18 protein-coding genes and 2 pseudogenes are annotated in these 20929 nt (G+C 62.1%); 10 read left to right on the forward strand and 10 right to left on the reverse strand.

Going from position 1 to position 20929, the window contains the following annotated elements:
- Positions 1–99: 99 nt before the first annotated feature.
- A complete protein-coding gene (scpA, locus tag ACVWWD_RS16585) occupies positions 100–2220 on the reverse strand; it encodes a methylmalonyl-CoA mutase (RefSeq protein ID WP_352548111.1) in 2121 nt (706 codons plus the stop codon).
- Positions 2217–3659, reverse strand: a complete 1443-nt coding sequence (locus ACVWWD_RS16590) for a methylmalonyl-CoA mutase subunit beta (protein ID WP_352548112.1) — start codon at positions 3657–3659, stop codon at positions 2217–2219. The genes scpA and ACVWWD_RS16590 overlap by 4 nt, the downstream gene beginning before the upstream one ends.
- 343 nt (positions 3660–4002) lie before the next feature.
- Between ACVWWD_RS16590 and ACVWWD_RS16595 the strand changes: the two genes are divergently transcribed.
- Positions 4003–5550, forward strand: coding sequence for a helicase HerA-like C-terminal domain-containing protein (locus ACVWWD_RS16595; protein WP_457103202.1), 1548 nt, complete (start codon positions 4003–4005; stop codon positions 5548–5550).
- 35 nt (positions 5551–5585) lie between these two features.
- On the opposite strand, the gene ACVWWD_RS16600 is transcribed toward ACVWWD_RS16595, so the two are convergent.
- Entirely contained in the window at positions 5586–6410 is an 825-nt protein-coding gene (locus tag ACVWWD_RS16600) for a L,D-transpeptidase (RefSeq protein ID WP_023771548.1), read from the reverse strand.
- A 171-nt stretch (positions 6411–6581) separates the two neighbouring features.
- Positions 6582–7244, reverse strand: a complete 663-nt coding sequence (locus tag ACVWWD_RS16605) for a haloacid dehalogenase type II (protein ID WP_352548115.1) — start codon at positions 7242–7244, stop codon at positions 6582–6584.
- A 155-nt stretch (positions 7245–7399) separates the two neighbouring features.
- Here ACVWWD_RS16605 and ACVWWD_RS16610 point away from each other — a divergent pair, with 155 nt between their 5' ends.
- The 4 genes from ACVWWD_RS16610 to ACVWWD_RS16625 all read left to right on the forward strand — a co-directional run bounded on the left by ACVWWD_RS16610 (position 7400) and on the right by ACVWWD_RS16625 (position 10606).
- A complete protein-coding gene (locus ACVWWD_RS16610) occupies positions 7400–8278 on the forward strand; it encodes a branched-chain amino acid aminotransferase (RefSeq protein WP_457103203.1) in 879 nt (292 codons plus the stop codon).
- Positions 8279–8450: 172 nt separating this feature from the next.
- Positions 8451–9053, forward strand: a complete 603-nt coding sequence (locus tag ACVWWD_RS16615) for a superoxide dismutase (protein WP_352548119.1) — start codon at positions 8451–8453, stop codon at positions 9051–9053.
- A gap of 155 nt (positions 9054–9208) precedes the next feature.
- Complete coding sequence (locus ACVWWD_RS16620; protein WP_352548121.1) at positions 9209–9646, forward strand: c-type cytochrome; 438 nt, start codon at positions 9209–9211, stop codon at positions 9644–9646.
- 9 nt (positions 9647–9655) lie between these two features.
- The gene (locus ACVWWD_RS16625; RefSeq protein ID WP_352548123.1) at positions 9656–10606 is read left to right on the forward strand and encodes a cytochrome c; all 951 of its coding nucleotides are present in this window, start codon (positions 9656–9658) and stop codon (positions 10604–10606) included.
- Here the strand turns inward: ACVWWD_RS16625 and ACVWWD_RS16630 are convergent.
- From ACVWWD_RS16630 to ACVWWD_RS16640, 3 genes are all read right to left on the reverse strand, one after another.
- A complete protein-coding gene (locus tag ACVWWD_RS16630; protein WP_352548125.1) occupies positions 10603–11004 on the reverse strand; it encodes an SET domain-containing protein in 402 nt (133 codons plus the stop codon). The two genes, ACVWWD_RS16625 and ACVWWD_RS16630, sit on opposite strands and share 4 nt — an antisense overlap.
- A gap of 139 nt (positions 11005–11143) precedes the next feature.
- A complete protein-coding gene (locus tag ACVWWD_RS16635) occupies positions 11144–11770 on the reverse strand; it encodes a LysE family translocator (RefSeq protein WP_352548127.1) in 627 nt (208 codons plus the stop codon).
- A 19-nt stretch (positions 11771–11789) separates the two neighbouring features.
- A complete protein-coding gene (locus ACVWWD_RS16640) occupies positions 11790–13889 on the reverse strand; it encodes a S9 family peptidase (RefSeq protein WP_352548129.1) in 2100 nt (699 codons plus the stop codon).
- A 114-nt stretch (positions 13890–14003) separates the two neighbouring features.
- Here ACVWWD_RS16640 and ACVWWD_RS16645 point away from each other — a divergent pair, with 114 nt between their 5' ends.
- Both ACVWWD_RS16645 and ACVWWD_RS16650 read left to right on the forward strand, forming a co-directional pair.
- Positions 14004–14372, forward strand: coding sequence for an SH3 domain-containing protein (locus ACVWWD_RS16645; RefSeq protein ID WP_457103204.1), 369 nt, complete (start codon positions 14004–14006; stop codon positions 14370–14372).
- A gap of 449 nt (positions 14373–14821) precedes the next feature.
- Positions 14822–15250 carry a MucR family transcriptional regulator gene (locus tag ACVWWD_RS16650; protein WP_015318648.1) on the forward strand — a complete coding sequence of 143 codons (429 nt, stop codon included), beginning with the start codon at positions 14822–14824 and terminating at the stop codon, positions 15248–15250.
- 87 nt (positions 15251–15337) lie between these two features.
- Here the strand turns inward: ACVWWD_RS16650 and ACVWWD_RS16655 are convergent.
- Together ACVWWD_RS16655 and ACVWWD_RS16660 are read right to left on the reverse strand one after the other, a co-directional pair.
- Positions 15338–15767, reverse strand: a pseudogene (locus ACVWWD_RS16655) (SufE family protein).
- Between the two features lie 100 nt (positions 15768–15867).
- On the reverse strand, positions 15868–16215 hold the full coding sequence (locus ACVWWD_RS16660) for a DUF5330 domain-containing protein (protein WP_023771560.1): 348 nt from the start codon (positions 16213–16215) through the stop codon (positions 15868–15870).
- A 533-nt stretch (positions 16216–16748) separates the two neighbouring features.
- On the opposite strand from ACVWWD_RS16660, the gene ACVWWD_RS16665 reads away from it, so the two are divergent.
- The 3 genes from ACVWWD_RS16665 (at position 16749) to ACVWWD_RS16675 (ending at position 19676) form a co-directional block, all read left to right on the forward strand.
- Complete coding sequence (locus tag ACVWWD_RS16665) at positions 16749–18500, forward strand: sensor histidine kinase (protein ID WP_352548136.1); 1752 nt, start codon at positions 16749–16751, stop codon at positions 18498–18500.
- The gene (locus ACVWWD_RS16670) at positions 18475–19257 is read left to right on the forward strand and encodes a peptidoglycan-binding domain-containing protein (protein WP_023794930.1); all 783 of its coding nucleotides are present in this window, start codon (positions 18475–18477) and stop codon (positions 19255–19257) included. The genes ACVWWD_RS16665 and ACVWWD_RS16670 overlap by 26 nt, the downstream gene beginning before the upstream one ends.
- 71 nt (positions 19258–19328) lie before the next feature.
- Positions 19329–19676: a DUF1491 family protein gene (locus ACVWWD_RS16675; RefSeq protein ID WP_023771563.1), complete on the forward strand. Its 348-nt coding sequence runs from the start codon at positions 19329–19331 to the stop codon at positions 19674–19676.
- Here ACVWWD_RS16675 and ACVWWD_RS16680 read toward each other — a convergent pair.
- Positions 19654–20710, reverse strand: a pseudogene (locus ACVWWD_RS16680) (hypothetical protein). The gene ACVWWD_RS16675 and the pseudogene ACVWWD_RS16680 overlap by 23 nt on opposite strands.
- Positions 20711–20929: the final 219 nt, after the last annotated feature.

Below are 20929 nucleotides of genomic sequence, written 5' to 3' on the forward strand. Positions count from 1 at the left end.
ACCGGCTCAAGGGCAATGCCCTTATCCGTTTCGACGATCTGGAGTTGATCACCGGTCTTCAGTGCGCTGGATGTTGCAACAGATATTATAACAGTTTCGTCAAGACGATAGCAGCCGATCCAGCAGCCGCTCAGCCGCTTCCGGAATGACCGTGCCCGGCGGGAAGATTTCCGCTGCGCCTGCTTGCAGCACCGCATCGTAATCCTGCGGCGGGATGACGCCGCCGGCCACGATCAGCATGTCGCCGCGGCCGAGCTTCTTCAGCGTGTCGCGCAATTCGGGGATCAGCGTCAGGTGACCCGCTGCCAGCGATGAGGCGCCGATGATGTGGACGTCGTTCTGGACAGCCAGTTTCGCGATCTCTTCCGGCGTCTGGAACATGGCGCCGACGGTAACGTCGAAGCCGAGATCGGCGAAGGCCGTGGCGATCACCTTCTGCCCGCGGTCGTGGCCGTCCTGTCCCATCTTGGCCACCAGGATGCGCGGCTTGCCACCGTTTTTCTTTTCGAACGCATCAAGCTTGTCCTGCAGGCGGTCGACCACCGGATTGTCGCCAAGCGCTTTACCGTAGACACCGGAAATGGTCTGCACCGTGGCCACATGGCGGCCATAGGCTCTTTCCAGGGCGAACGAGATTTCGCCGACAGTGGCATTGGCGCGCGCGGCGCGGATTGCGAACTCCAGGAGGTTGTCCTCGCTCTGTGCGGCACGAGTCAGTGCGTCGAGCGCGCTTTCCACTGCGGCGACCTCACGCGTGCCTTTCAGCCGTTGCAGCTTCGAGAGTTGCCGGGCCCTGACCTCGGCATTGTCGATCTTCAGCACGTCGACCGCGATATCGGTCCCGGGGCGATGCGCATTGACGCCGACCAGCATCTGCTCGCCTGAATCGATGCGCGCCTGCGTGCGGGCCGCGGCTTCCTCGATGCGCAGCTTGGGTATGCCCTTTTCGATGGCCGCCGCCATGCCGCCGAGAGCCTCCACCTCCTCGATATGGGCGAGCGCACGCGCCGCCAGATCGTGTGTCAGCCGCTCGAGATAGGCCGAACCGCCCCAAGGATCGATGATGCGTGTGGTGCCGGATTCCTTCTGCAAGATGAGTTGCGTGTTGCGGGCGATGCGCGCCGAATGGTCGGTCGGCAGCGCCATTGCTTCATCGAAGGAGTTGGTGTGCAGCGACTGGGTATGCCCTTGGGTCGCGGCCATCGCCTCGATCATGGTGCGGATGATGTTGTTGTAGGGATCCTGCGCCGTCAGCGACCAGCCGGAGGTCTGGCAATGGGTGCGCAGGGACAGCGACCGCTCGTCCTTTGGCGCGAAGTTCTTTTTCATCAGCGTTGCCCACAACAGGCGTGCGGCCCTGAGCTTGGCCACTTCCATGAAGAAGTTCATGCCGATCGCCCAGAAGAACGACAGGCGCGGCGCGAAACGGTCGATGTCGAGCCCCGCCGCGACGCCGGCGCGGGCATATTCGATGCCGTCGGCGATCGTATAGGCGAGCTCCAGGTCGGCGGTCGCGCCGGCCTCCTGCATGTGATAGCCGGAGATCGAAATTGAATTGAACTTCGGCATGTTCTTCGAGGTGTAGGAGAAGATGTCCGAGACGATCCGCATCGAGGGCTTCGGCGGATAGATGTAGGTGTTGCGGACCATGAATTCCTTCAGAATATCGTTCTGAATGGTCCCGGCCAAATCCTTCTGCGCGACGCCTTGCTCTTCCGCCGCCACGATGTAGAGCGCCATGATCGGCAGCACCGCGCCGTTCATCGTCATCGACACGGTCATCTCGCCGAGCGGAATGCCGTCGAACAATTGCCGCATGTCGAGGATGGAATCGATGGCCACGCCGGCCATGCCGACATCGCCGGCGACGCGCGGATGGTCTGAGTCATAGCCGCGGTGCGTGGCGAGATCGAAGGCAACCGACAAGCCCTTCTGGCCGGCGGCAAGGTTGCGCCGGTAGAAGGCGTTGGATTCTTCGGCGGTCGAAAAGCCGGCATATTGCCGGATGGTCCAGGGCTGCTGGACATACATGGTCGGGTAGGGGCCGCGCACGAAGGGCGGCAGGCCCGGATAGGTGTCGAGATGCGACAATCCCTTGAGGTCGCCCTGACTGTACAGCTGCTTGACAACAAGGCCTTCCGGCGTTGTTCGCTGTCCCTTGACCTCGACAGGCGCGCGGCGCGGCGGCACCCAGCCGATCTGCCTGAAATCCGGAATCAAGAAGCAGCCCCGATGGATTGATCGATGCGGACCGGAGACAACGCTTCGCACAGGACGACGCCCTCGGTGAAGGCAGGCCGCTTCTCTGCGTCCAGCGTCTCGACCGGCCGCTCGCTTTTCAACGGATAAAGCGTGGAGCCGACAATGGCCCGCTCGCCTGACTTGAAGGCTATGGCGCGATGGGCGGCGGCGTTGCGGACGCGCTGCTGGATATGTCCGTCCCGAAGGCTGGACAGCACGCCACCTTCAGCCTCGATGGCCTCTAATTCGGCCCACGCGGCTTCGCAAAGGTCTGAGGTGAGCGCTTCGACGGCGCCGGAGCCATGGGCGGGATCGGCAACATGATCGACATGGCTTTCATTGGCCATGATCAACTGCGCGTTGCGCGCGACGCGGCGGGCAAACGCCGCCGGCAGGCCGTGCGCGATCGTATGCGGCAGGATTGAGATTGAATCGGCGCCTCCCGCCGCCGCGGCGAAGCAGCCGATCGTCGTGCGCAGGATGTTGGTTTCGGGATCCAATGCCGTCATCATGCGAAAAGATGTCTCGGCATGGATGTTGGCCGTGGAATTAGGGATCGAGCAGGCCTCCTGCACGCGTGCCCACAGCCTGCGCAGGGCTCGCACCTTGGCCATCGACAGGAACTGGTCCTGGTCGACGCTGAGCGCGAAACCGATATGAGGCGCGGCATAGACGAGCGGTTGCCGTGCCTTCTCGAACATTCTCAGATACGAGACCGCCGAGGCCAGCATAATGCCGAGTTCCTGCGATTCCGTGGCGCCGGCATTGTGGAAGACGCGACCGTCCGCCTCCAGAAGCACACCCGGAACGCCCATCGCGAAGAAATGCGCCAGCGATTGCGGCATGGATTCCTGCAGCGCCTCGATCGACATGCGCAGCCGGCCGGTGCCGGCGAGGATAGCAGCCGGATCGATGCCGAAGGACAGGTTGAGCTTTGCCGGATCCGAACGGCGCTTGCTCAGGAACGCCACCAGCCAGTCGGCCATGGGGCGGCTCCAGGGGTGGGTGTCGATACGGATCTGGACCCGGTTGAGTGGCACGCCCTCCAGCACCGTCTCGAGCGCCTGCGCCGTCCTCGGCAGGCCGTAGCCGAACGCGTTCGGGGCACCCTCGAAGACGAGCGACAATCCCGTCGCGCCCTGAGCGATATCTTCCAGGACCTGGCTCTTGGCGCGTTCGACATCGGGGTCGTCGACGCGCTGGCTGACGATCCACGGCAATTGAGGATTGGCGCGCACGATCGGTTCCGTTCCGGTCGCGCGTTCATAGAGCGGCTCGACGCGGATACTGTCGTCGGTATGCGAGACCAGCTTTTCCTCGAAGGTTGCGCCGGCCAATGCTTTTTCCGCCAGGGTCAGCCATCGCTGACGCTCCGCATTCGTTGGCTCAACATCCCTGGTCAAGGCTCCGGCGCCCATTCATCGTCCTCGTTCTATATGGCCGCACCAGCCCGGGCAGCTCAATCTACGGTTCCCGGCAAGATATCGCAATGCACGCCCAGGGCTTGAATTCGACCCACCTGATATTCGATCCACCTGATATAGGTCGCTTGCCTGGACGGACCATGAACGATTGCCAAACACCATCGAAATCCGCAAGTTCCAAAATCCGATTTTGTCGACTGGTCCGATTTGGACGATAGCCCTGATTGGCTGATTGGCCCCGCCTTGGACAATTGTCATTGTCGCTGTGCGGCGGCCTCACTATACCTTCGGGCAAAGGCTGGCTTTGGACCACATCAGTTTTGCGGAGACCCGACCTATGGCTGACGACATTAGTATTTTCATCGGCGCCAGCCGCAAACCCGACGACAGCTATCAGCGCGCCGAAAACCTGCTGCTGCAATACGGAAATCGCCACGGCCTGGTGACCGGCGCCACCGGTACCGGCAAGACCGTCACCTTGCAGATCCTGGCGGAGGGATTTTCCAACGCCGGCGTGCCGGTCTTCTGCGCCGACATCAAGGGCGACCTTTCCGGCATCGCCATGATGGGCACCGCCCAGGATTTCCTGGTCAAGCGGGCAGAACAGGTCAAGCTCGACCCGTACGACTTCCAGGAATTTCCCGTCATCTTCTGGGACCTGTTCGGCGAGCAGGGCCACCCCATCCGCGCGACCATTTCGGAAATGGGACCGCTGCTTCTGTCGCGGCTGATGAACCTGACCGACGCGCAAGAAGGCATCATGAACATTGCCTTCCGCATTACCGATGAAGAGGGCCTTCTTCTCCTCGACCTCAAGGACCTGCAGGCGCTGCTCGCCAACATCGCGGAGCGAGCCGAAGAAATCAGCGCCCGTTATGGCAACGTCACCAAGCCGTCGGTGGGGGCGATTCAGCGCACGCTTCTGGTCCTTGAGCAGCAGGGCGCGGCGAACTTTTTCGGCGAGCCGGCTTTGCGCATTGCCGACATCATGCGCACCACCCGGGACGGGCGCGGCGCCATCAGCGTGCTGGCCGCCGACAAGCTGATGATGAATCCGCGCCTCTACGCGACGTTCTTGCTCTGGCTGATGTCGGAGCTGTTCGAGGAACTGCCCGAGGTTGGCGACCCCGACAAGCCGAAGCTGGTGTTCTTCTTCGACGAGGCGCACCTCTTGTTCGACGAGGCGCCGAAGGTGCTGATCGACCGGGTCGAGCAGGTGGTCCGCCTGATCCGCTCGAAAGGCGTCGGCGTCTATTTCGTGACGCAGAACCCCTTGGATATCCCCGAAAAGGTCCTGGCCCAGCTCGGCAACCGCGTGCAGCACGCGTTGCGCGCCTACACGCCCCGCGAGCAGCAGGCGGTGAGGACGGCGGCCGAAACTTTCCGGCCCAATCCCGATTTCGACTGCGGCACCGCCATCACCCAACTCGCCACCGGCGAAGCGCTGGTGTCGACCCTGGAGGCCAAGGGCATTCCGTCCATGGTCCAGCGCACGCTGATCCGCCCGCCGTCATCGCGGCTTGGACCCATCACCCCGGCCGAGCGGCAGAAGCTGATCGGGGAAAGCCCGGTCACCGGCCAGTATGACCAGGTTATCGACCGCGAATCGGCTTTCGAAATGCTGCAGAAGAAGGCCAAGCAGGCGCAGGACGCCGAGGCGCAGGCGCAGCAGACCGGCACCGGCGGCTCGCGCTGGACCATTCCAGGCTTCGGCAATGACGATCCCGCGCCGCGGTCCGGTGGCCGGCGCGCGCCGGCGCCGCGCCCCTCCAATCGCCAGACGGTGGCCGAGGCCGCGATCAAGTCGGTGGTTCGCTCGGTCGGCTCGTCGGTCGGACGTGCCATTGTGCGCGGAATATTGGGCAGCCTGTCGCGGGGGCGGTAGATCGGGGCAGCGGCAACGCCGCTGTCCCCTGAAACTCAGAAGATCGCGTTCGTGACCGCTTTGACTGGGCCGAGCAGCACCGATCCATCCGGCACGCCGGCATCGATCGGGATCGCCTTGTGGTTGGCCGTCGCCACCATCGGCTGGCGAGCGTCGCTGGTCACGATGACCGGCGTTTTCGAGGGCACGCGGTCATAAAGGTCGATAATGTCCTGGTTCATCAGGCGCACGCAGCCCGACGACACCGATTTGCCGATCGAGCGCCATTCCGGCGAGCCGTGCAGGCGATAGAGCGTGTCCACATTGCCCTGGAAGAGATAGAGCGCACGTGCGCCGAGCGGGTTCTTCAAGCCGCCAGGCATGCCGCCATTGTCGGCGCTGTACTGCTTCAATTCCGGCTGGCGGGCGATCATCTCATCCGGCGGCGTCCATTTCGGCCATTTCTGCTTCCACTGGACGACGGCGTCGCCCGACCATTCGAAGCCGGCGCGACCAAGGCCGACCCCATAGCGAATGGCCTGGCCGCCCGGGCGAACCAGATAGAGGAAGTGGCCTGTCGTATCGACGACGATGGTCCCCGGCTTCTGCCCGGTCGGGTCGGGGACGATCTGGCGCAGGAACTGCGGATCGATTCTGTCGACGGGGATGGCCGGCAGATCGAAGCCGCCATCGTTGACCGCCGCGTACATCGACGCATAGTCGGCGAGCGGAGGCTCGACATAGGTTGGTGGCGGCGGCTCGGCTGGCCCCGGTCCGGTAGTGGCGCATGCGGAAACCGCGATCGAGGCGGCGCCCAGGGCTGCGGCGTTGAGGAAGCCGCGACGGCTCAGGCGATAGGATTCGATTTCGGTTATGGACATGGCTGCCTTCTTTAAGACTCAAATAGCAACAAAGCGTCAACACGCCGACGTTCGCTGCGGGTGCCTGACAACACCTGAGGCGATAGGCGGTTCCGATTCTGGCCCGAACGTGGACAAACAAAGGCGAAGCTGTGACTGCGCCGCCACTGTGGCGCTGGGGCCACAGGCCAGCTAGGCGCCCGATACGAGGGCCTCCAGCGATGGCAGGATCAGGGCCGGTGGCAAGTCCTGGTATTCCTCCGGCTGGTTGGAGCGGTTGATCCAGACCGTGCGGAAGCCGAATTTGGTGGCGCCCGCAATGTCCCAGCGGTTGGAGGACTGGAAGGAGACCGCGCCGGGGTAGAGGCGCCATCCGGTGGCGACCATGTCGTAGACAACAGGATCGGTCTTGAAGCGACGCACCGCATCGACCGAATAGATGTCGTCCAGGACCTGGTCGAGTGCCGCCGACTTGACCGCTGCCTCCAGCATTTCGGGCGAACCGTTGGAGAGGATCGCCAGCCTGGCGCCCGAAGCCTTGAGCGCTTTCAGGACGGCGGGCACTTCGGGATAACAGTCCAGTCGCCAATAGGCTTCCAGCAGTTTCGCCTTGAGGCTCGGATCGGCCGAAGGAACCTTGCGCAAGGCGAAATCCAGCGCCTGTTCGGTCAGCTGCCAGAAATCGACATAGGCGCCCATCAGCGTGCGAACCCAGGAATACTCGAGCTGTTTGGCGCGCCAGATTTCGGACAGGAGTTGGCCGTCCGGGCCGATCGCGTCCGCATGGCGGCGCACGGCGGCGTGCACGTCGAACAGCGTGCCATAGGCATCGAACACGTAGGCGGCGTATTGCATGGCAACAGTTTTGAGGCGAGGCGGGACAAGGTGCAAGCCTTGATTGCAGCGCACCCGTCGCTGGCCTCAACAAAACTCCCCAATGCTGGTTGACGGCGGCGGTCAAAGCATCATCCAATGTTGTCACACAAGATTGACCGGAACGGGAAAACGCGATGACACTGGCGGCGGCGGCGCAATCCGCGACATGGACTTTCGTCGATGGCGATTGGTCCGAAGGCAATGTCGCCATTCTCGGGCCGCGCAGCCATGCCATGTGGCTCGGCACCAGCGTGTTCGACGGGGCGCGCTGGTTCGAAGGCGTGGCGCCCGATCTCGAACTTCATGCCGCACGCGTCAATGCCTCGGCGATCGCGCTTGGGCTGGCGCCGAACATGACGCCCGAGCAGATCGTCGGGCTGACCTGGGACGGGTTGAAGAGATTCGATGGCAAGACGGCGGTCTACATCAGGCCGATGTACTGGGCCGAGCATGGCGGCTACATGGGCGTGCCGGCCGATCCCGCCTCGACCCGTTTCTGCCTTTGCCTCTATGAATCGCCGATGATCTCGCCGACCGGCTTTTCGGTGACCGTGTCGCCATTCCGGCGCCCGACCATCGAAACCATGCCGACCAACGCCAAGGCCGGCTGCCTCTATCCCAACAACGGTCGCGCCATCCTAGAGGCCAAGGCGCGCGGCTTCGACAACGCGCTTGTGCTCGACATGCTGGGCAATGTCGCGGAGACGGGAAGCTCGAACATCTTCCTGGTCAAGGACGGCCATGTGCTGACGCCGGCGCCGAACGGAACCTTCCTGTCCGGCATTACCCGCGCGCGCACGATGACGCTGCTCGGCGACTATGGGTTCACGACGACTGAAAAGACGCTGTCGGTGCGGGATTTCCTCGAAGCGGACGAAATCTTCTCGACCGGCAACCACTCCAAGGTGGTGCCGGTCACCCGCATGGAGAGCCGCGATCTGCAACCCGGCCCGGTGGCCAAGAAAGCACGTGAACTCTATTGGGAGTGGGCGCATTCGACCTCGGCTGGCTGAGATAGCCGGCCTTTTTGTCGCCGCGCGGCTGGTCGCAGGAAAAGCGTGTGACAGTTCCGGGGAACCCGCTTAGAAAGGGAACCGGCGCTTCACTTCCGGAGTTGCTCCAGCTCAATCCCGACCTATCTTACTCCGGTATCCACACCGGATTTTCCACGAGGGAGTACTACCCATGGCTTTCGAATTGCCCGCTCTGCCCTACGACTATGAGGCCCTGCAGCCCTATATGTCCAAAGAGACGCTGGAGTATCACCACGACAAGCATCACAAGGCCTATGTCGACAACGGCAACAAGCTCGCCGCCGAAGCCGGCCTTGGGGATCTTTCGGTCGAAGAGGTGGTGAAGCAATCGTTCGGCAAGAATGCCGGTCTCTTCAACAACGCCGCCCAGCACTACAATCACATCCATTTCTGGAAATGGATGAAGAAGGGCGGCGGCGGCAACAAGCTCCCTGGCGCGCTGCAGAAGGCTTTCGACAGCGATCTCGGCGGCTACGACAAGTTCAAGGCTGATTTCATTGCCGCCGGCACCACGCAGTTCGGTTCGGGCTGGGCCTGGGTTTCGGCCAAGGACGGAAAGCTGGCGATCTCGAAGACACCGAACGGCGAGAACCCGCTGGTTCATGGCGCATCGCCGATCCTCGGCGTCGACGTCTGGGAGCACTCCTACTACATCGATTATCGCAACGCCCGGCCGAAATACCTCGAGGCCTTCGTAGATAGCCTGATCAACTGGGATCACGTGCTCGAACTCTACGAAAAGGCGAATGCCTGATCAGTCTTCCGAAAGGCCCGGCACCCCCGGGCCTTTTCTTTTCGTTTCGAACCCCACGGCAAGGGTCGTGCAATTTCATGCGGGAGAATGGGAATATTCCACCTCCGCATCCGTTAACGTCGTGTCCTGAAATGCCTCACCACGGAGCCAAATGAATGAGAAAGCTTGTCATCGCCATCTCCATGCTCGCACTCGCCGCATCGGCGGCCTTTGCCGATCCGATCCTCGACCGGCAGGCTCTGATGAAGGAACGCGGAAAGATCGTCGGCGGCCTGTCGAAAGTGGTCAAGGGCGAGGAGCCCTTTGATGCCGCCGCGGTGCTGACCCAGTTGCAGGCACTGCAGGCAAATGCCGAGAAGTTCGATGTAGAGGCCTTGTTCCCGAAGGGCACCGACAGCGGCGACACCACGGCGGCGCCAAAAATCTGGGAAGACGTGGCTGGCTTCAAGGCGGCCGAGGATAAGTATCTCGCCGATGTCAAGGCTGCGGTCGCGGCGGCTCCGGCCGACGTCGATGCACTGAAGACGCAGATCGGCACCATCGGCTCGGATTGTGGTACCTGCCACCAGGGCTACAGGGTCAAAAAGGGCTGATCGCCAGCCATGGCATGGCTGAAGAAACTCGTCGGCGCGGCCCTCGTCCTGGGCGTCGCCGGCGCGTCGGCGGGGTGGCTGCTGTCGGCACCGGTCACGCTCGATGCGGCGACCCTGGCGCAACTCGGCCCAGGCGATGTTGCCCGGGGCAAGCGTATCTTCTATGCCGGCGGCTGCACCTCCTGCCATGCCAAGCCCGGGTCGCAGGGCGACGCACGCCTTCAGCTCGTAGGCGGGCTTGAACTCAAGACGCCATTCGGCACCTTTGTTCCGCCCAATATTTCGCAAGATCCCAACGACGGCATCGGCGCATGGTCGGTCGGGGATCTCGCTAACGCCCTGCTGAAAGGTGTGTCGCCTTCGGGCGAGCATTTCTATCCGGCATTCCCCTATGCCTCCTATGCTCGCGTGAAACCGTCAGATGTCGCCGACCTCTATGCTTTCTTGAAGACGCTTCCCGCCGTCGCCGGCAAGGCGCCAGGCAATTCGCTGGCGTTCCCGTTCAGCATCCGGCGCGGCATTGGTCTGTGGAAGCGGCTCTATCTCAGTGACAAGCCTGTCGTGCCCCTGCCTGATGGCGCGTCAGACCCTGTGATGTCAGGCCGCTACCTGGTCGAAGGGCCTGGTCATTGCGGCGAATGCCATACGCCGCGCGACTTGGCTGGCGGCACCAGGAAAAGCGAATGGCTGGCCGGTGCGGTGGCCGCCGAGGGCTCGGGCGTCGTGCCGAACATCACTTCGGGCGAGGGAGGTATCGGCAGCTGGTCCGCGTCCGACATCGCAAATTACCTCGAAACCGGATTCACGCCGGATTTCGATTCCGTCGGCGGCGCCATGGTGGACGTTCAGCGCAACATGGCCGAGCTGACGGCGGAGGACCGTGCGGCGATTGCTGCCTATCTCAAGGCGGTGCCGCCGCATCCCAACGGCTATCCGGCGCGCAAGAAAAGTACGAACTAATCCTCGGACTCCAGGTGGCGATCGCCGAGGAAATCGAAGCCCGTTTCGAAGAAAAGGTTGTAGTTGCAGGTCATCTCCTCGCCAGGCGCGATGTCGCGCAAGGCGTAGGTCTCCTCGGGCGACGAGACATCGCAATTCGGCTCGTCGTCATGGTTCATGTAGCGGGCGTCGTCGGCTTCGAAGACGATATAGGCCGGATCGCGACGGTCGGGGTAGGAATAGCGGTCGAGATAGTTCTTCACCGGCCCGGTTTCGCCCTCATAGGTCTCGACGTCGATGATCCGATCGAACCGGGGGTCGAGCTTCCACACCAGCGTGCCCTTGGCAATATGGTTCTTGGCAAACACACCGATGCCCTGGATCGGCGATTTGTCGAGATAGACGTCGACGAGCAGCATAGTGGACCCTTGTGCAAGTGCGGGCGTCGTGCCCGGGAAAATCGTGCTTTGGGTAGCGCGCGACCGTCGCAATTGCGAGCGGAAATGAGCCGCGCGGAATTCAAAAAGTGATGATCATGCCGACGTGGGTCGCCTGACCTCAGCGCTGTTGCAAGGCGAGGCGGACACCCAGGGCGCAGTAGATGCCGCCGACAACCTTGCCTTGCCATTTCAGCACTGTCGGATTTCGGCGCAGGAAACCGCCGAGCCGCCCTGCGCTCACGGCAAACACGACCGTGCTGAAAAGCCCCAGCATGACGAAGATGATCCCCAATACGGCCAATTGAACCATCACTGATCCGTTTTCGGGCCGCACGAACTGAGGCAGGAACGCCAGGAAGAAAAGCGCGGTCTTGGGGTTGAGCACCTCGGTCAGGACAGCCTTTCGAAACGCCTTGCCGGCGGAGGTTGCAAGCGCGCCGGCGGTCGGATCGGTTGGCACTTTCTCGATGATGGCCCGAATGCCGAGGTAAACGAGGTAGGCCGCGCCGATATACTTTACGATGCTGAACAGCGTCGCCGATGTGGCGATGATCGCCGAGATCCCGACCATCGCCATGACGGTATGAAACACATCGCCGGCCGCGATCCCACCGCCGGTGGCTATCCCGACCCTCGTCCCCGAACTCGTTGCGCGGGCGATCGTCAACAGCGTGGCCGGGCCCGGAACGAAGACAAAGCCGAACACAACCGCCATGTAGGCTATCGCTGTGGACAGATCGATCATCGCGGCGTTCCTCCGTGAGCTATGCCTTGTCCGTAACCTTCAGCGTGAAGGCATAAGTATAGGCGATCTCCTCCAGGCGTGAAAACCGGCCGGAGGCACCAGCATGGCCGGAATCCATGTTGATCTTGAACAGTACCGGATTGTCGCCGATCTTGCGGTCGCGCAGCCGCACAACCCATTTGGCCGGCTCCCAATAGGTGACGCGCGGATCGGTGAGACCGGCGAGCGCCAGGATCGGGGGATAGTCGAGCGCGGCGACATTGTCGTATGGCGAATAGGCGGCGATCGTAAGGTAATCGTCGGCCGACGCGATTGGATTGCCCCATTCCGGCCATTCCGGCGGGGTCAGCGGCAGGGTTGCGTCGAGCATGGTGGTGAGTACATCGACGAAGGGAACCTCGGCTACGATGCCGCCGAAGCAATCCGGCGCCATGTTGGCGATGGCGCCCATCAGCATACCGCCGGCCGAGCCGCCTTGCGCGACGATCCGGTCATGCACGGTATAGCGCTCGGCAACGAGGTGACGGGCGCAGGCGATGAAATCGGTGAAGGTGTTCATCTTGCGCGCCCGCTTGCCGTCGTCGTACCAGCCATATCCCTTGTCCTTGCCGCCGCGCACGTGGGCAATGGCAAAGACGAACCCGCGGTCCACCAGCGAGAACCAGTTGGTGTTGAAGGCCGCCGGCACGGTGATACCGTAGGAGCCGTAACCGTAGAGCAGGCATGGCGCGGAGCCATCCAGCGGCGTGTCGCGGTGATGCAGAAGCGAGATCGGCACCAGTTCGCCGTCGGCCGCTGGCGCCATCAGCCGCCTCGTGACGTAGAGATGCGGGTCGTGGCCGGACGGCACTTCCTGGGTCTTGAGCAGCACACGCTCACGAGTGCGCATATTGTAGTCGAACATCTGCGACGGTGTCGTCATCGACGAGTAGGAAAAACGCATCATCTCGGTGTCGTATTCCAGCGACCCTGAAAGGCCGAGCGAGAAGGCTTCCTCATCGAAGGAAATCAGATGCTCTTCGCCGCTGGCCCGATCCCGCACGACGATGCGTGGCAGGCCTTCCTTGCGGTCGAGCCGGACCATGTGGTCCTTGAAGCCGATCACCGACAGGATCAGCCGGCCCGGTTCATGCGGCACCAGTTCCTGCCAGTTGGCGCGGACCGGGTCGCTCGCCGGCGCCGTCATGATCTTGAAGTCCTTGGCACCGTCCGCGTTCGTCAGCACGAAGAAAATGTCGCCGCCTTCCTCAAGTTCATATTGAAGGCCGGTCTCGCGCGCCGAAACCAGCTTCGGCTCGGCAAATGGATCGCTGGCGCTCAACAGGCGGTATTCCGAAGTCTCGTGATCGTTGATGCCGATCATGATCCATTGATTGTTGCGGGTCCCGTCGACGTTCATGAAGAAGCCGGGGTCGGTTTCCTCATAGATCAGCCGGTCGTTTTCAGGGGTCTGCCCCAGTGCGTGGAACAGCACCTTCGACGGCCGGTGGTTGGGGTCGAGACGCGTGTAGAAGAACCCGTCATTGCCCGCGTCCCAGACCCCCGAACCGCCGGTGGCCTTTATCTGGTCCGCCAGTTCCTTGCCGTCGGCAAGGTCGCGCACACGCAGCGTGTAGAATTCCGAACCCTTGTCGTCGAAGGCCCACAGGAGCTTGCTATGATCGGCCGAATGATCGACGCCGCCAAGCCGGAAATAGGCCTTGCCCTCGGCCTCGGCGTCGCCGTCAAGCAGGATCTGCTCGGGTCCGCCGCCGCGCGGCGTTCGAAAATAGCGCGGCTGCTCGCCGCCGAGCTTGAAGGAAGAGCCGTAGGCATAAGGCCCGTCCTTCATGGGAACGGAAGAATCATCTTCCTTGATGCGGCCCTTCATCTCCTTGAAAAGCTGCTTTTGCAGATCTGACGTGTCGGCCATCAGCGTCGACTGATAGGTATTCTCGGCTTCGAGTTCGGCGCGGATCCGAGGATCGAGCAAGGAAGGATCCCTGAACATTTCTTGCCAGTTATCCGCTCGCAGCCAGGCATATTCATCGGTTCGCGTTATGCCGTGATGCGTGTCCGAGACGGGCCTTTTCTCGGGGGCAGGGGCGCTGGCGATTGGAAATCGGGAAGTCCTGGTCATTGCGTCTCGCTCTGGAAATATCTTGAATGACGAATGAACACGCCGATCAGGGCAGGTTCAAGAGCCGTGGCGTAGAGGTGGTGTCGGCCCATGTGACGGCCGGGAGGAGAGAAGATGACTATTCGGTCTCGTATTGCTGCGGTTTTCGCCGTCGCTTTGCTAGGTCTGGCCTTTGCCGGCCAGTCTCATGCGACCGTATTTTCGGCTTGGCAAGTGGCCAATGTGCCGTTCGGCGACACGCTCAATGTGCGCAAATATCCGTCGGGAACATCCCAGAAGCAGGCCGCCTATCCGAACGGGACCGTCCTGCAGATGACCGGGCGATGCACCGGCGGCGTAAACCTGCTCGATATCGCCAATCAACCGGCATGGAAACAGCAGCAGACGGTTCGCTATCGCTGGTGCGAAATCTGGCATGAGCCGGCCAAGAACGGCACCTTCGTGACCGCCTGGGCCTATGGCAGATACATTATCCCGTATTGAACACCATCGATTTTGGCCTCGACGGGTTCGGCCGGCGGGCATGTCGCCTGGTTGCCCGCCCGACAGAGATGAGCGGCAACCTGTGGTTTTGAGGACAGATGAGAACAACCAAGTTTGCCGAAGCGACGGCAAAGCAAACGAGAGCATTGAAACCTGATTTGTGAGTTATCGCGAATGTAATGGTGGGCTGACGTTACGTCAGGCTTTGTCGGTTTGGCGGGCGAAATATCGAAAAATTACATGATGCACGAAAGATTGAAGCTGATCGCGTAATAGTTGACCAACATTCACAAATATAATGCACACAGCGAATTGACTTACTTGACCTGCGGCCGCATTGATGTCCCCGTAACACGAATCGCAGCAGCTCTATGTGCGCAAATTCGTGCGATGCCCTGCCTGTAAAAAGGGGCACAGACCGACGTAACTCTTGTTGGGGCCTGAAGACCATGGATATTGTCGAAACACCTTCCAGAAACAATGACGCGCTGATCGAGCTCACCGCCGATGTGGTGGCAGCCTATGTCAGCAATAATCCCGTGCCGGTCGGCGAACTGCCGAACCTGATATCCGATGTCCATGCCGCCCTCGGGCGTGTGGGCGGAACCGTCGAACAGGCGCCTGCGGACAAGCAGAAGCCGGCTGTCAACCCGAAGCGTTCGGTTCATGACGATTACATTGTCTGTCTTGAAGACGGCAAGAAGTTCAAGTCGCTCAAGCGTCACCTGATGACCCACTACGATCTGACGCCCGATCAGTATCGTGAAAAGTGGAACCTGGACCCAAGCTATCCGATGGTTGCCCCGAACTACGCGGCGGCCCGCTCGCAGCTTGCCAAGAAGATGGGTCTCGGCCGCAAGCGCAAGGCGGCGCGGTAGTCGCTGCTTGCCAGATTGGATTGAAATCAAACGGCGCCTTCGGGCGCCGTTTGATTTCAGGGGGTGGGTGGAAGATCGACCGGTCGGTCAGGCAGTCTGGGCGAGCGCCATCTCGGCATCGCGTTTGATGCGCTTGACCATCGAGCGAAGGCCGTTGGCACGCTGGGGCGACAAGTGCTCGTCGAGGCCGAGTGCCTTCAGCGTCGCTTCCGCATCGGTTTTCTGGATTTCGCTGGCCGTCTTTCCAGAAAACAGCGCCAGCATGATCGCAACCAATCCGCGCACGATATGGGCGTCCGAATCGCCGGTAAAGGTGATGACGGGGTCGGGGCCCGGACCCCGTTCGGTGGTCAACCAGACCTGGCTGACGCAACCTGGCACCTTGTTAGCGGCGTTGCGCTCCGCATCGGGAAAGGGGCGGCAGCGCTTCGCCGAGTTCGATGACGTAACGATAACGATCCTCCCATTCGTCAAGGAACGAGAAGTCGTCGCGGATGGTCTGGATCGTGGTCGTCATGACCCGGATATAGTCACGCGGCGGCGCCACGTCACGGAAAAAACAAGGACACCGCGGGCGTCGAGAGGGCAGACTGCCCGCGGTGCGCCGTCGAGACGGCTTAATTGTCTATCCGCAGGTTGACCGTTTCAGGCAGGACCACTTCCGGTACGCTGCCCGTCATTGTCGAGGTGTCGGGACCGGCGGATTTGTCGTCCAGCATGGCAGCCGCGATCTTGGCGGTTTCCTTGGCGCGTGCGGTGATGGTGTGCATCGCCGACTTACCCGTCTCGCAGACATCGGGCTTGCGTTCGCAGATACCGGCGATGTCGCCGACTGCGTCTCGCGCCGCGAACAGAGCCTGGATCGGCCCGACGCTTTCCTGGCCCGTTTCATCGGACCCGACACCCAGCGGCAGCGCCAGCAACACCAGTGAAAACCAGAAAGCCATTCTTATCAGGAAGAACATGCCTTGCCTCTCGTCGTGACCGGATCATGCATCATATGGCATGACCTCTTTTATGGGCAGGATGTTGGCAGAGAGGCACGAAGGACGGCTTGCATGATCGCCGAGAATTTTCCTCAAATTTTAGGCAAATTCGAAACGAAACGTTTTGCTGCGGATTTGTTTCATATCGGGACGATTCTCCTCACCATTCGATAACCATCTATCCCGTTGAATGAATTGTGTCTTTGATGAAACAAAGCGGCTTCGCCGACTTGGCCGCCGGTCCGATGACAGGCCTGCCGGGATAACCCTCCGTTTACTATGGCTGCATTTGACCGGGTTTTCGGCCGGCGCCATCCCGATATTTGCCGCAGGGCGGGCCTTGGTCGGCCCTGCCTTATCCATTCCTTAAACGCTGGATGCGAGTTTCAAAGCCAATCAAGACAATCTGCAAAAGCAGAGCTGTTCACGACGAGTGCGAGTGCGTTGAATTGATGCCGATCGAGGCCAGATACGCTGAATTGCCTGGTGCAATGGCGGCCGGTTGTGAGCGCATGGTTCATCCCAGCGTTCTCGAACGGAGCGACCGCGAGCGCCAGCGCCGTTTCATCGGGGTAATGCTGGCCGCCCCGTTCTTTGCCGCGGGTGCCGCGGTCACGCTGGTTACATCGGGGATGGGCGCCGCGGTTACCATGGCCGCCATTTTCGCGGCCTTCGGCCTGTGCTGGTTCGTCGCCCTGCTGGTAGCCGCGACCGGCAAGATGGCTGCCGCGGGGCCGGTCGCCCTGGCGATGGCGGCGATTGCCCTTGCCGGTCTCATCGGTGCCGCCGGCGGATTGAGTTCACCTGTCGCCATGCTTGCCCTGGCGCTGCCATTCGAAGCCTGGTGGATCGGCGCGTCACGGCGTTCGGCATTATGGGGGGGCGCAACAGCCGTCATCGCCATCGCCCTTCCGTCGTTGTCGGCTGCCTTCCTTCCATTCGCGGACGCGCACATCGCCGCCTGGCACTGGCTGGTGCCATTGGCCTGGGCGCTGGCCCTCATCCCGCGCGCATCGGCTTTTCGCGGCACTTCCGGCGCGGCCGCTACGCTCCATTCGGGTGACCGACTGGAAGACATCATCGACGCGGTGGTCTTGCGGGTCGCCCGCCACGGCGAAGTCGTGGATGCATCCGCCAAGTCGCGTACGCTTCTGAAATTGCCGCCTGAGCTGTTATCTGGAACGGGCCTCTTCGACCGGGTCCACCTGTCGGACCGTGTCTCCTATCTCAGCGCCCTGGCCGACATGCGTGACGGTGCACGGTCGCGCCGCCTCGAATTGCGCATCAGGCTGCCCCAGAGTGGCAACGGCGCCCACAACGGAAACGGCTTTGTGGCCGACAATTACCAGCCATTCGCGCTCGAACTGGTGCGTGGCGAGAAACAAGGCGACGTCTTCACGCTTGTCCTGCGCCAGAATGACGAGATGGCGCGACTGCGCGAAGAACTGGCGCAAGCCAATGAGACGGCGGCCGCCGCCGAAGTGGCCAAGGGCCGGTTCCTGGCAGTCGTGAGCCATGAACTGCGCACGCCGTTGAACGCCATCATCGGCTTCTCCGACATGCTGCTGCACGAGATGTTCGGCGCCTTCAAGGATCCGCGCCAGAAGGAATATGTCGGTCTGGTGCGGGATTCGGGCCAGCATCTGCTGGCAGTCGTGACATCCATACTCGACGTATCGAGGATCGAATCGGGCGTCTACGCCACCGAGCCGGAGCCGTTCCGTTTCGTGGAAGCCGTGGACATGTGCCAGTCGATGATGCGGCTGCAGGCTCAGGCCAAGAATATCGACCTGCAGACGCAGATCTCCCCTGACGCCGGCGATATCAATGCCGATCGCCGTGCCGTACAGCAGATGCTCATCAACCTCGTTTCCAACGCGATCAAGTTCACCCCTGACGGTGGCGATGTCGTCGTCGGCGCCAAGCGGATCGGCTCACGTCTGCATTTCTGGGTGAGGGACACCGGTATCGGCATTGCCGAGGAGGATTTCGCCAATCTCGGCAAACCCTTCACGCAGATCCAGAACGATTATACCCGCCGTTTCGAGGGCACGGGTCTTGGCCTTTCCCTGGTGAAGGGGCTGGTGGCCTTGCATGAAGGGACCATGTCGATCGAAAGCATGCCGGGCGAGGGCACCACGGTGACCATTAGCCTGCCGGTCGGCGGGCCGAAGGGGCGCCCCGCCAACCCGACCGGAGTGCTGACAATGCCGGTGACGAGAGCGAAAGGGGACGGAAATGGCTCGCTCCGCAAAACAGGCTAAGGCGGTCAAACGCCGCGGCAATGCCTTTCAAGACGGCGCCATCGCCGTCGGCGGCATGATTTCGCGCAATCCTGTCCTGGTGGGAGGATCGACCGCATTCCTGGTGACGCTGTTCTACGTCTCGGCGAATGCGCTATGGTATCAGCCTTTCCCGCACGCCGGGGCGTTTTTCGCCACACGCAATTTCCAGGGCTTTCCGCACGCTGGCGCGGACGAGCCCGAGACGACAATCAACATCGTGAGGTCCAATGCCGCGCCCGCCCCGATAAAGGGCGACCCGGTGGTCGAGCAGGTGCAAGGCATATTGAAGGACCTTGATTTCTACTCCGGCACCGTCGACGGCATCTCCGGCCCGAACACGCGCAAGGCCATACAGGCCTATCAACAGAAGGTCGGACTGAACGCATCGGGCGAGATCGACGCGCTGCTCCTGGATCAACTGGGTGCAACGCCGAAGACGGCTGCCGTGCCGAAACCGCAACCCCGTCCTGACATGCCGCCAGCCGCCGTTCCCGTGTCCCTGCAGACCAACGAGGCACAGGCGAATGCCGCTTTGCAGGGGCCTGACCCCCGCATCGTCAAGATCCAGGCCGGGCTGAAGGCCTTCGGCAATGACGACATGCAACTGGATGGCGTCGTCGGCGCACGCACCAAGGCGGCGATCAAGGAGTTCCAGTCGCTGTTCGGCTTGCCGCAGACCGGCGAGCCCGACGAGATCGTCTATGTCAAGATGCGCGAGATCGGCCTCACCAACTGACGGCCGAAAACGACGCCTCGCCCTCCACGGGAAATTTCGGTAGAGAGCCCGCATGTCCTCGGGAGTCCTCCATGCGTGTAACCGCTGATCTGTGGGTCTCGGCCCTGTTGCGCCGGGTTTTCAGCGCAGGCGGATTTGCTGCCGTGGTCAATCGCGGTGCGACGGAGGCCGGGGCCGTGTTCATCCTGGCGCGGGGCAGGCTGGGTGAAACGGCTCTCTACGGGCCGGCACCGCAGACAAGCTACGATTCGGCCAAGCCCGAAGACCGTTTTTTCAGCCTTCTCGCCGCCAGCGAGGATGCCGCCGTACTCGATGCGAGACTGGAACGCGAGAAAAAATTCGATCCCGACATCTGGGTGGTCGAGATCGAGGCCGGGAGCGTTCCCGTCGAGCAGCTTATTTCCGTGAAGACGCCCTGAGGTCGGGAGCGTCGGCTTCGTCGCTGTTGGAGGCCTTGCGGCTGTCGCCGTTTGCCGGTGGTTTGCCGCGAACCGCCTTGGACAGGGTTGCGGCCTTCCACTCCCGCACTTTATCCAGGGCAGCGTCGCGATGCAGCAGGCGGTAGCGGTCGAGATAGGTGCGGATGGCCTGGGGATGCGGGAACAGGCCGGGATAGACGGCGACCGTGACCAGGAATGCCCGGTCCTCGCTGAAGTCGAGCGAGCGCAGCGCCGCAAGCAGCGGCGCATAATTCTGGTGGGCGGTCAGCGATTGCGCGATCGCAAAATCGATGTCGAGAGCGTCCGCTAGCGCGGTGTGGAACAACGCGGCGTTTCCCGTCAGTGCCGTCTCGCGCAGTTTGACAAAGGTGTCCGCACCGGGAAACGCCTCGACCTTCGCCGCCAAGGCCTGGTCGCCAGTGCGCATCATGGAGCGCAGCTTGCGCCGCGCGCTCTCGGCGGCAACGCCGGGCGTTTGCTGGCCGGGCGTTTGCTGGCGGGGCGTTTGCTGGCTTGTCGCGCTGTCCGGTGTCGCTTGCGCCTGCACGACAAGGCTCTGCGCCGGGGCTGCGTCCGGATCCCGCCTCCGCACCAGGGTCGGCCTTTCGAGCGCTCTGATCAGATCGGCGATGGTCGGGTTCAGGTCCTTGCGCCGCGCTATGGCGCGCGCATGCGGCAACCCATGCCGGCCAATCAGCGCGATCAGGTCGATATCGCTGATGGCGCGCGAGCGGATGAGCAGTGGAGCGGCAATGTCGACCGGTTCCTCGCAGAGGCGCCGCACCAGGGCCGCGGGTGCGTATTCGCATTCGGAAAGGGCGGCTGCCACGTAGCGCCGCGATTCGACGGATACATCGTCGAACAGAGGCAGCGTCAGGTCTTCGAGCTGGCCGATCTCCCGGCGCGACGGTCGCGTCAGCGAGCAGAACGCGGAAACGGCGGCGCGGAACAGCCTTTCGGCTTTTCCCGAATTGCGTCCTTATCGCGATTTGCCTGAAATCCGAAGATGACACGAAGGATACGCCTGACACCAGATACACACTCGACCTCGCGGCACCGGGACTATGCCGGTTTCGCGATTGCCTCGGTCAGAACTCTCTGACCCCGGGAACAAAGATCAATTTAGCGGCGATCCGTTAGCGCTCCGTTAACCCTCTGCCGGCCTTAATGATATTTGGAGGCGTGGCGTTGTGCTCCGGGGAAACCGAGAGGAATGCGCGAATCATGGGCAT

This window comes from Mesorhizobium sp. URHB0026, from assembly GCF_054059755.1.

What these genes read in the sequence shown, in the direction of transcription:
- ACVWWD_RS16670 (WP_023794930.1), top strand. Translation starts at nt 18,475, where the DNA reads ATGGCTCGCTCCGCAAAACAGGCTAAGGCGGTCAAACGCCGCGGCAAT.
- ACVWWD_RS16635 (WP_352548127.1), bottom strand. Translation starts at nt 11,770, where the DNA reads ATGATCGATCTGTCCACAGCGATAGCCTACATGGCGGTTGTGTTCGGC.
- ACVWWD_RS16640 (WP_352548129.1), bottom strand. Translation starts at nt 13,889, where the DNA reads ATGACCAGGACTTCCCGATTTCCAATCGCCAGCGCCCCTGCCCCCGAG.
- ACVWWD_RS16630 (WP_352548125.1), bottom strand. Translation starts at nt 11,004, where the DNA reads ATGCTGCTCGTCGACGTCTATCTCGACAAATCGCCGATCCAGGGCATC.
- ACVWWD_RS16650 (WP_015318648.1), top strand. Translation starts at nt 14,822, where the DNA reads ATGGATATTGTCGAAACACCTTCCAGAAACAATGACGCGCTGATCGAG.
- ACVWWD_RS16675 (WP_023771563.1), top strand. Translation starts at nt 19,329, where the DNA reads ATGCGTGTAACCGCTGATCTGTGGGTCTCGGCCCTGTTGCGCCGGGTT.
- ACVWWD_RS16620 (WP_352548121.1), top strand. Translation starts at nt 9,209, where the DNA reads ATGAGAAAGCTTGTCATCGCCATCTCCATGCTCGCACTCGCCGCATCG.
- ACVWWD_RS16610 (WP_457103203.1), top strand. Translation starts at nt 7,400, where the DNA reads ATGACACTGGCGGCGGCGGCGCAATCCGCGACATGGACTTTCGTCGAT.
- ACVWWD_RS16665 (WP_352548136.1), top strand. Translation starts at nt 16,749, where the DNA reads ATGGTTCATCCCAGCGTTCTCGAACGGAGCGACCGCGAGCGCCAGCGC.
- ACVWWD_RS16590 (WP_352548112.1), bottom strand. Translation starts at nt 3,659, where the DNA reads ATGGGCGCCGGAGCCTTGACCAGGGATGTTGAGCCAACGAATGCGGAG.
- ACVWWD_RS16595 (WP_457103202.1), top strand. Translation starts at nt 4,003, where the DNA reads ATGGCTGACGACATTAGTATTTTCATCGGCGCCAGCCGCAAACCCGAC.
- ACVWWD_RS16605 (WP_352548115.1), bottom strand. Translation starts at nt 7,244, where the DNA reads ATGCAATACGCCGCCTACGTGTTCGATGCCTATGGCACGCTGTTCGAC.
- ACVWWD_RS16625 (WP_352548123.1), top strand. Translation starts at nt 9,656, where the DNA reads ATGGCATGGCTGAAGAAACTCGTCGGCGCGGCCCTCGTCCTGGGCGTC.
- ACVWWD_RS16600 (WP_023771548.1), bottom strand. Translation starts at nt 6,410, where the DNA reads ATGTCCATAACCGAAATCGAATCCTATCGCCTGAGCCGTCGCGGCTTC.
- ACVWWD_RS16660 (WP_023771560.1), bottom strand. Translation starts at nt 16,215, where the DNA reads ATGTTCTTCCTGATAAGAATGGCTTTCTGGTTTTCACTGGTGTTGCTG.
- ACVWWD_RS16645 (WP_457103204.1), top strand. Translation starts at nt 14,004, where the DNA reads ATGACTATTCGGTCTCGTATTGCTGCGGTTTTCGCCGTCGCTTTGCTA.
- ACVWWD_RS16615 (WP_352548119.1), top strand. Translation starts at nt 8,451, where the DNA reads ATGGCTTTCGAATTGCCCGCTCTGCCCTACGACTATGAGGCCCTGCAG.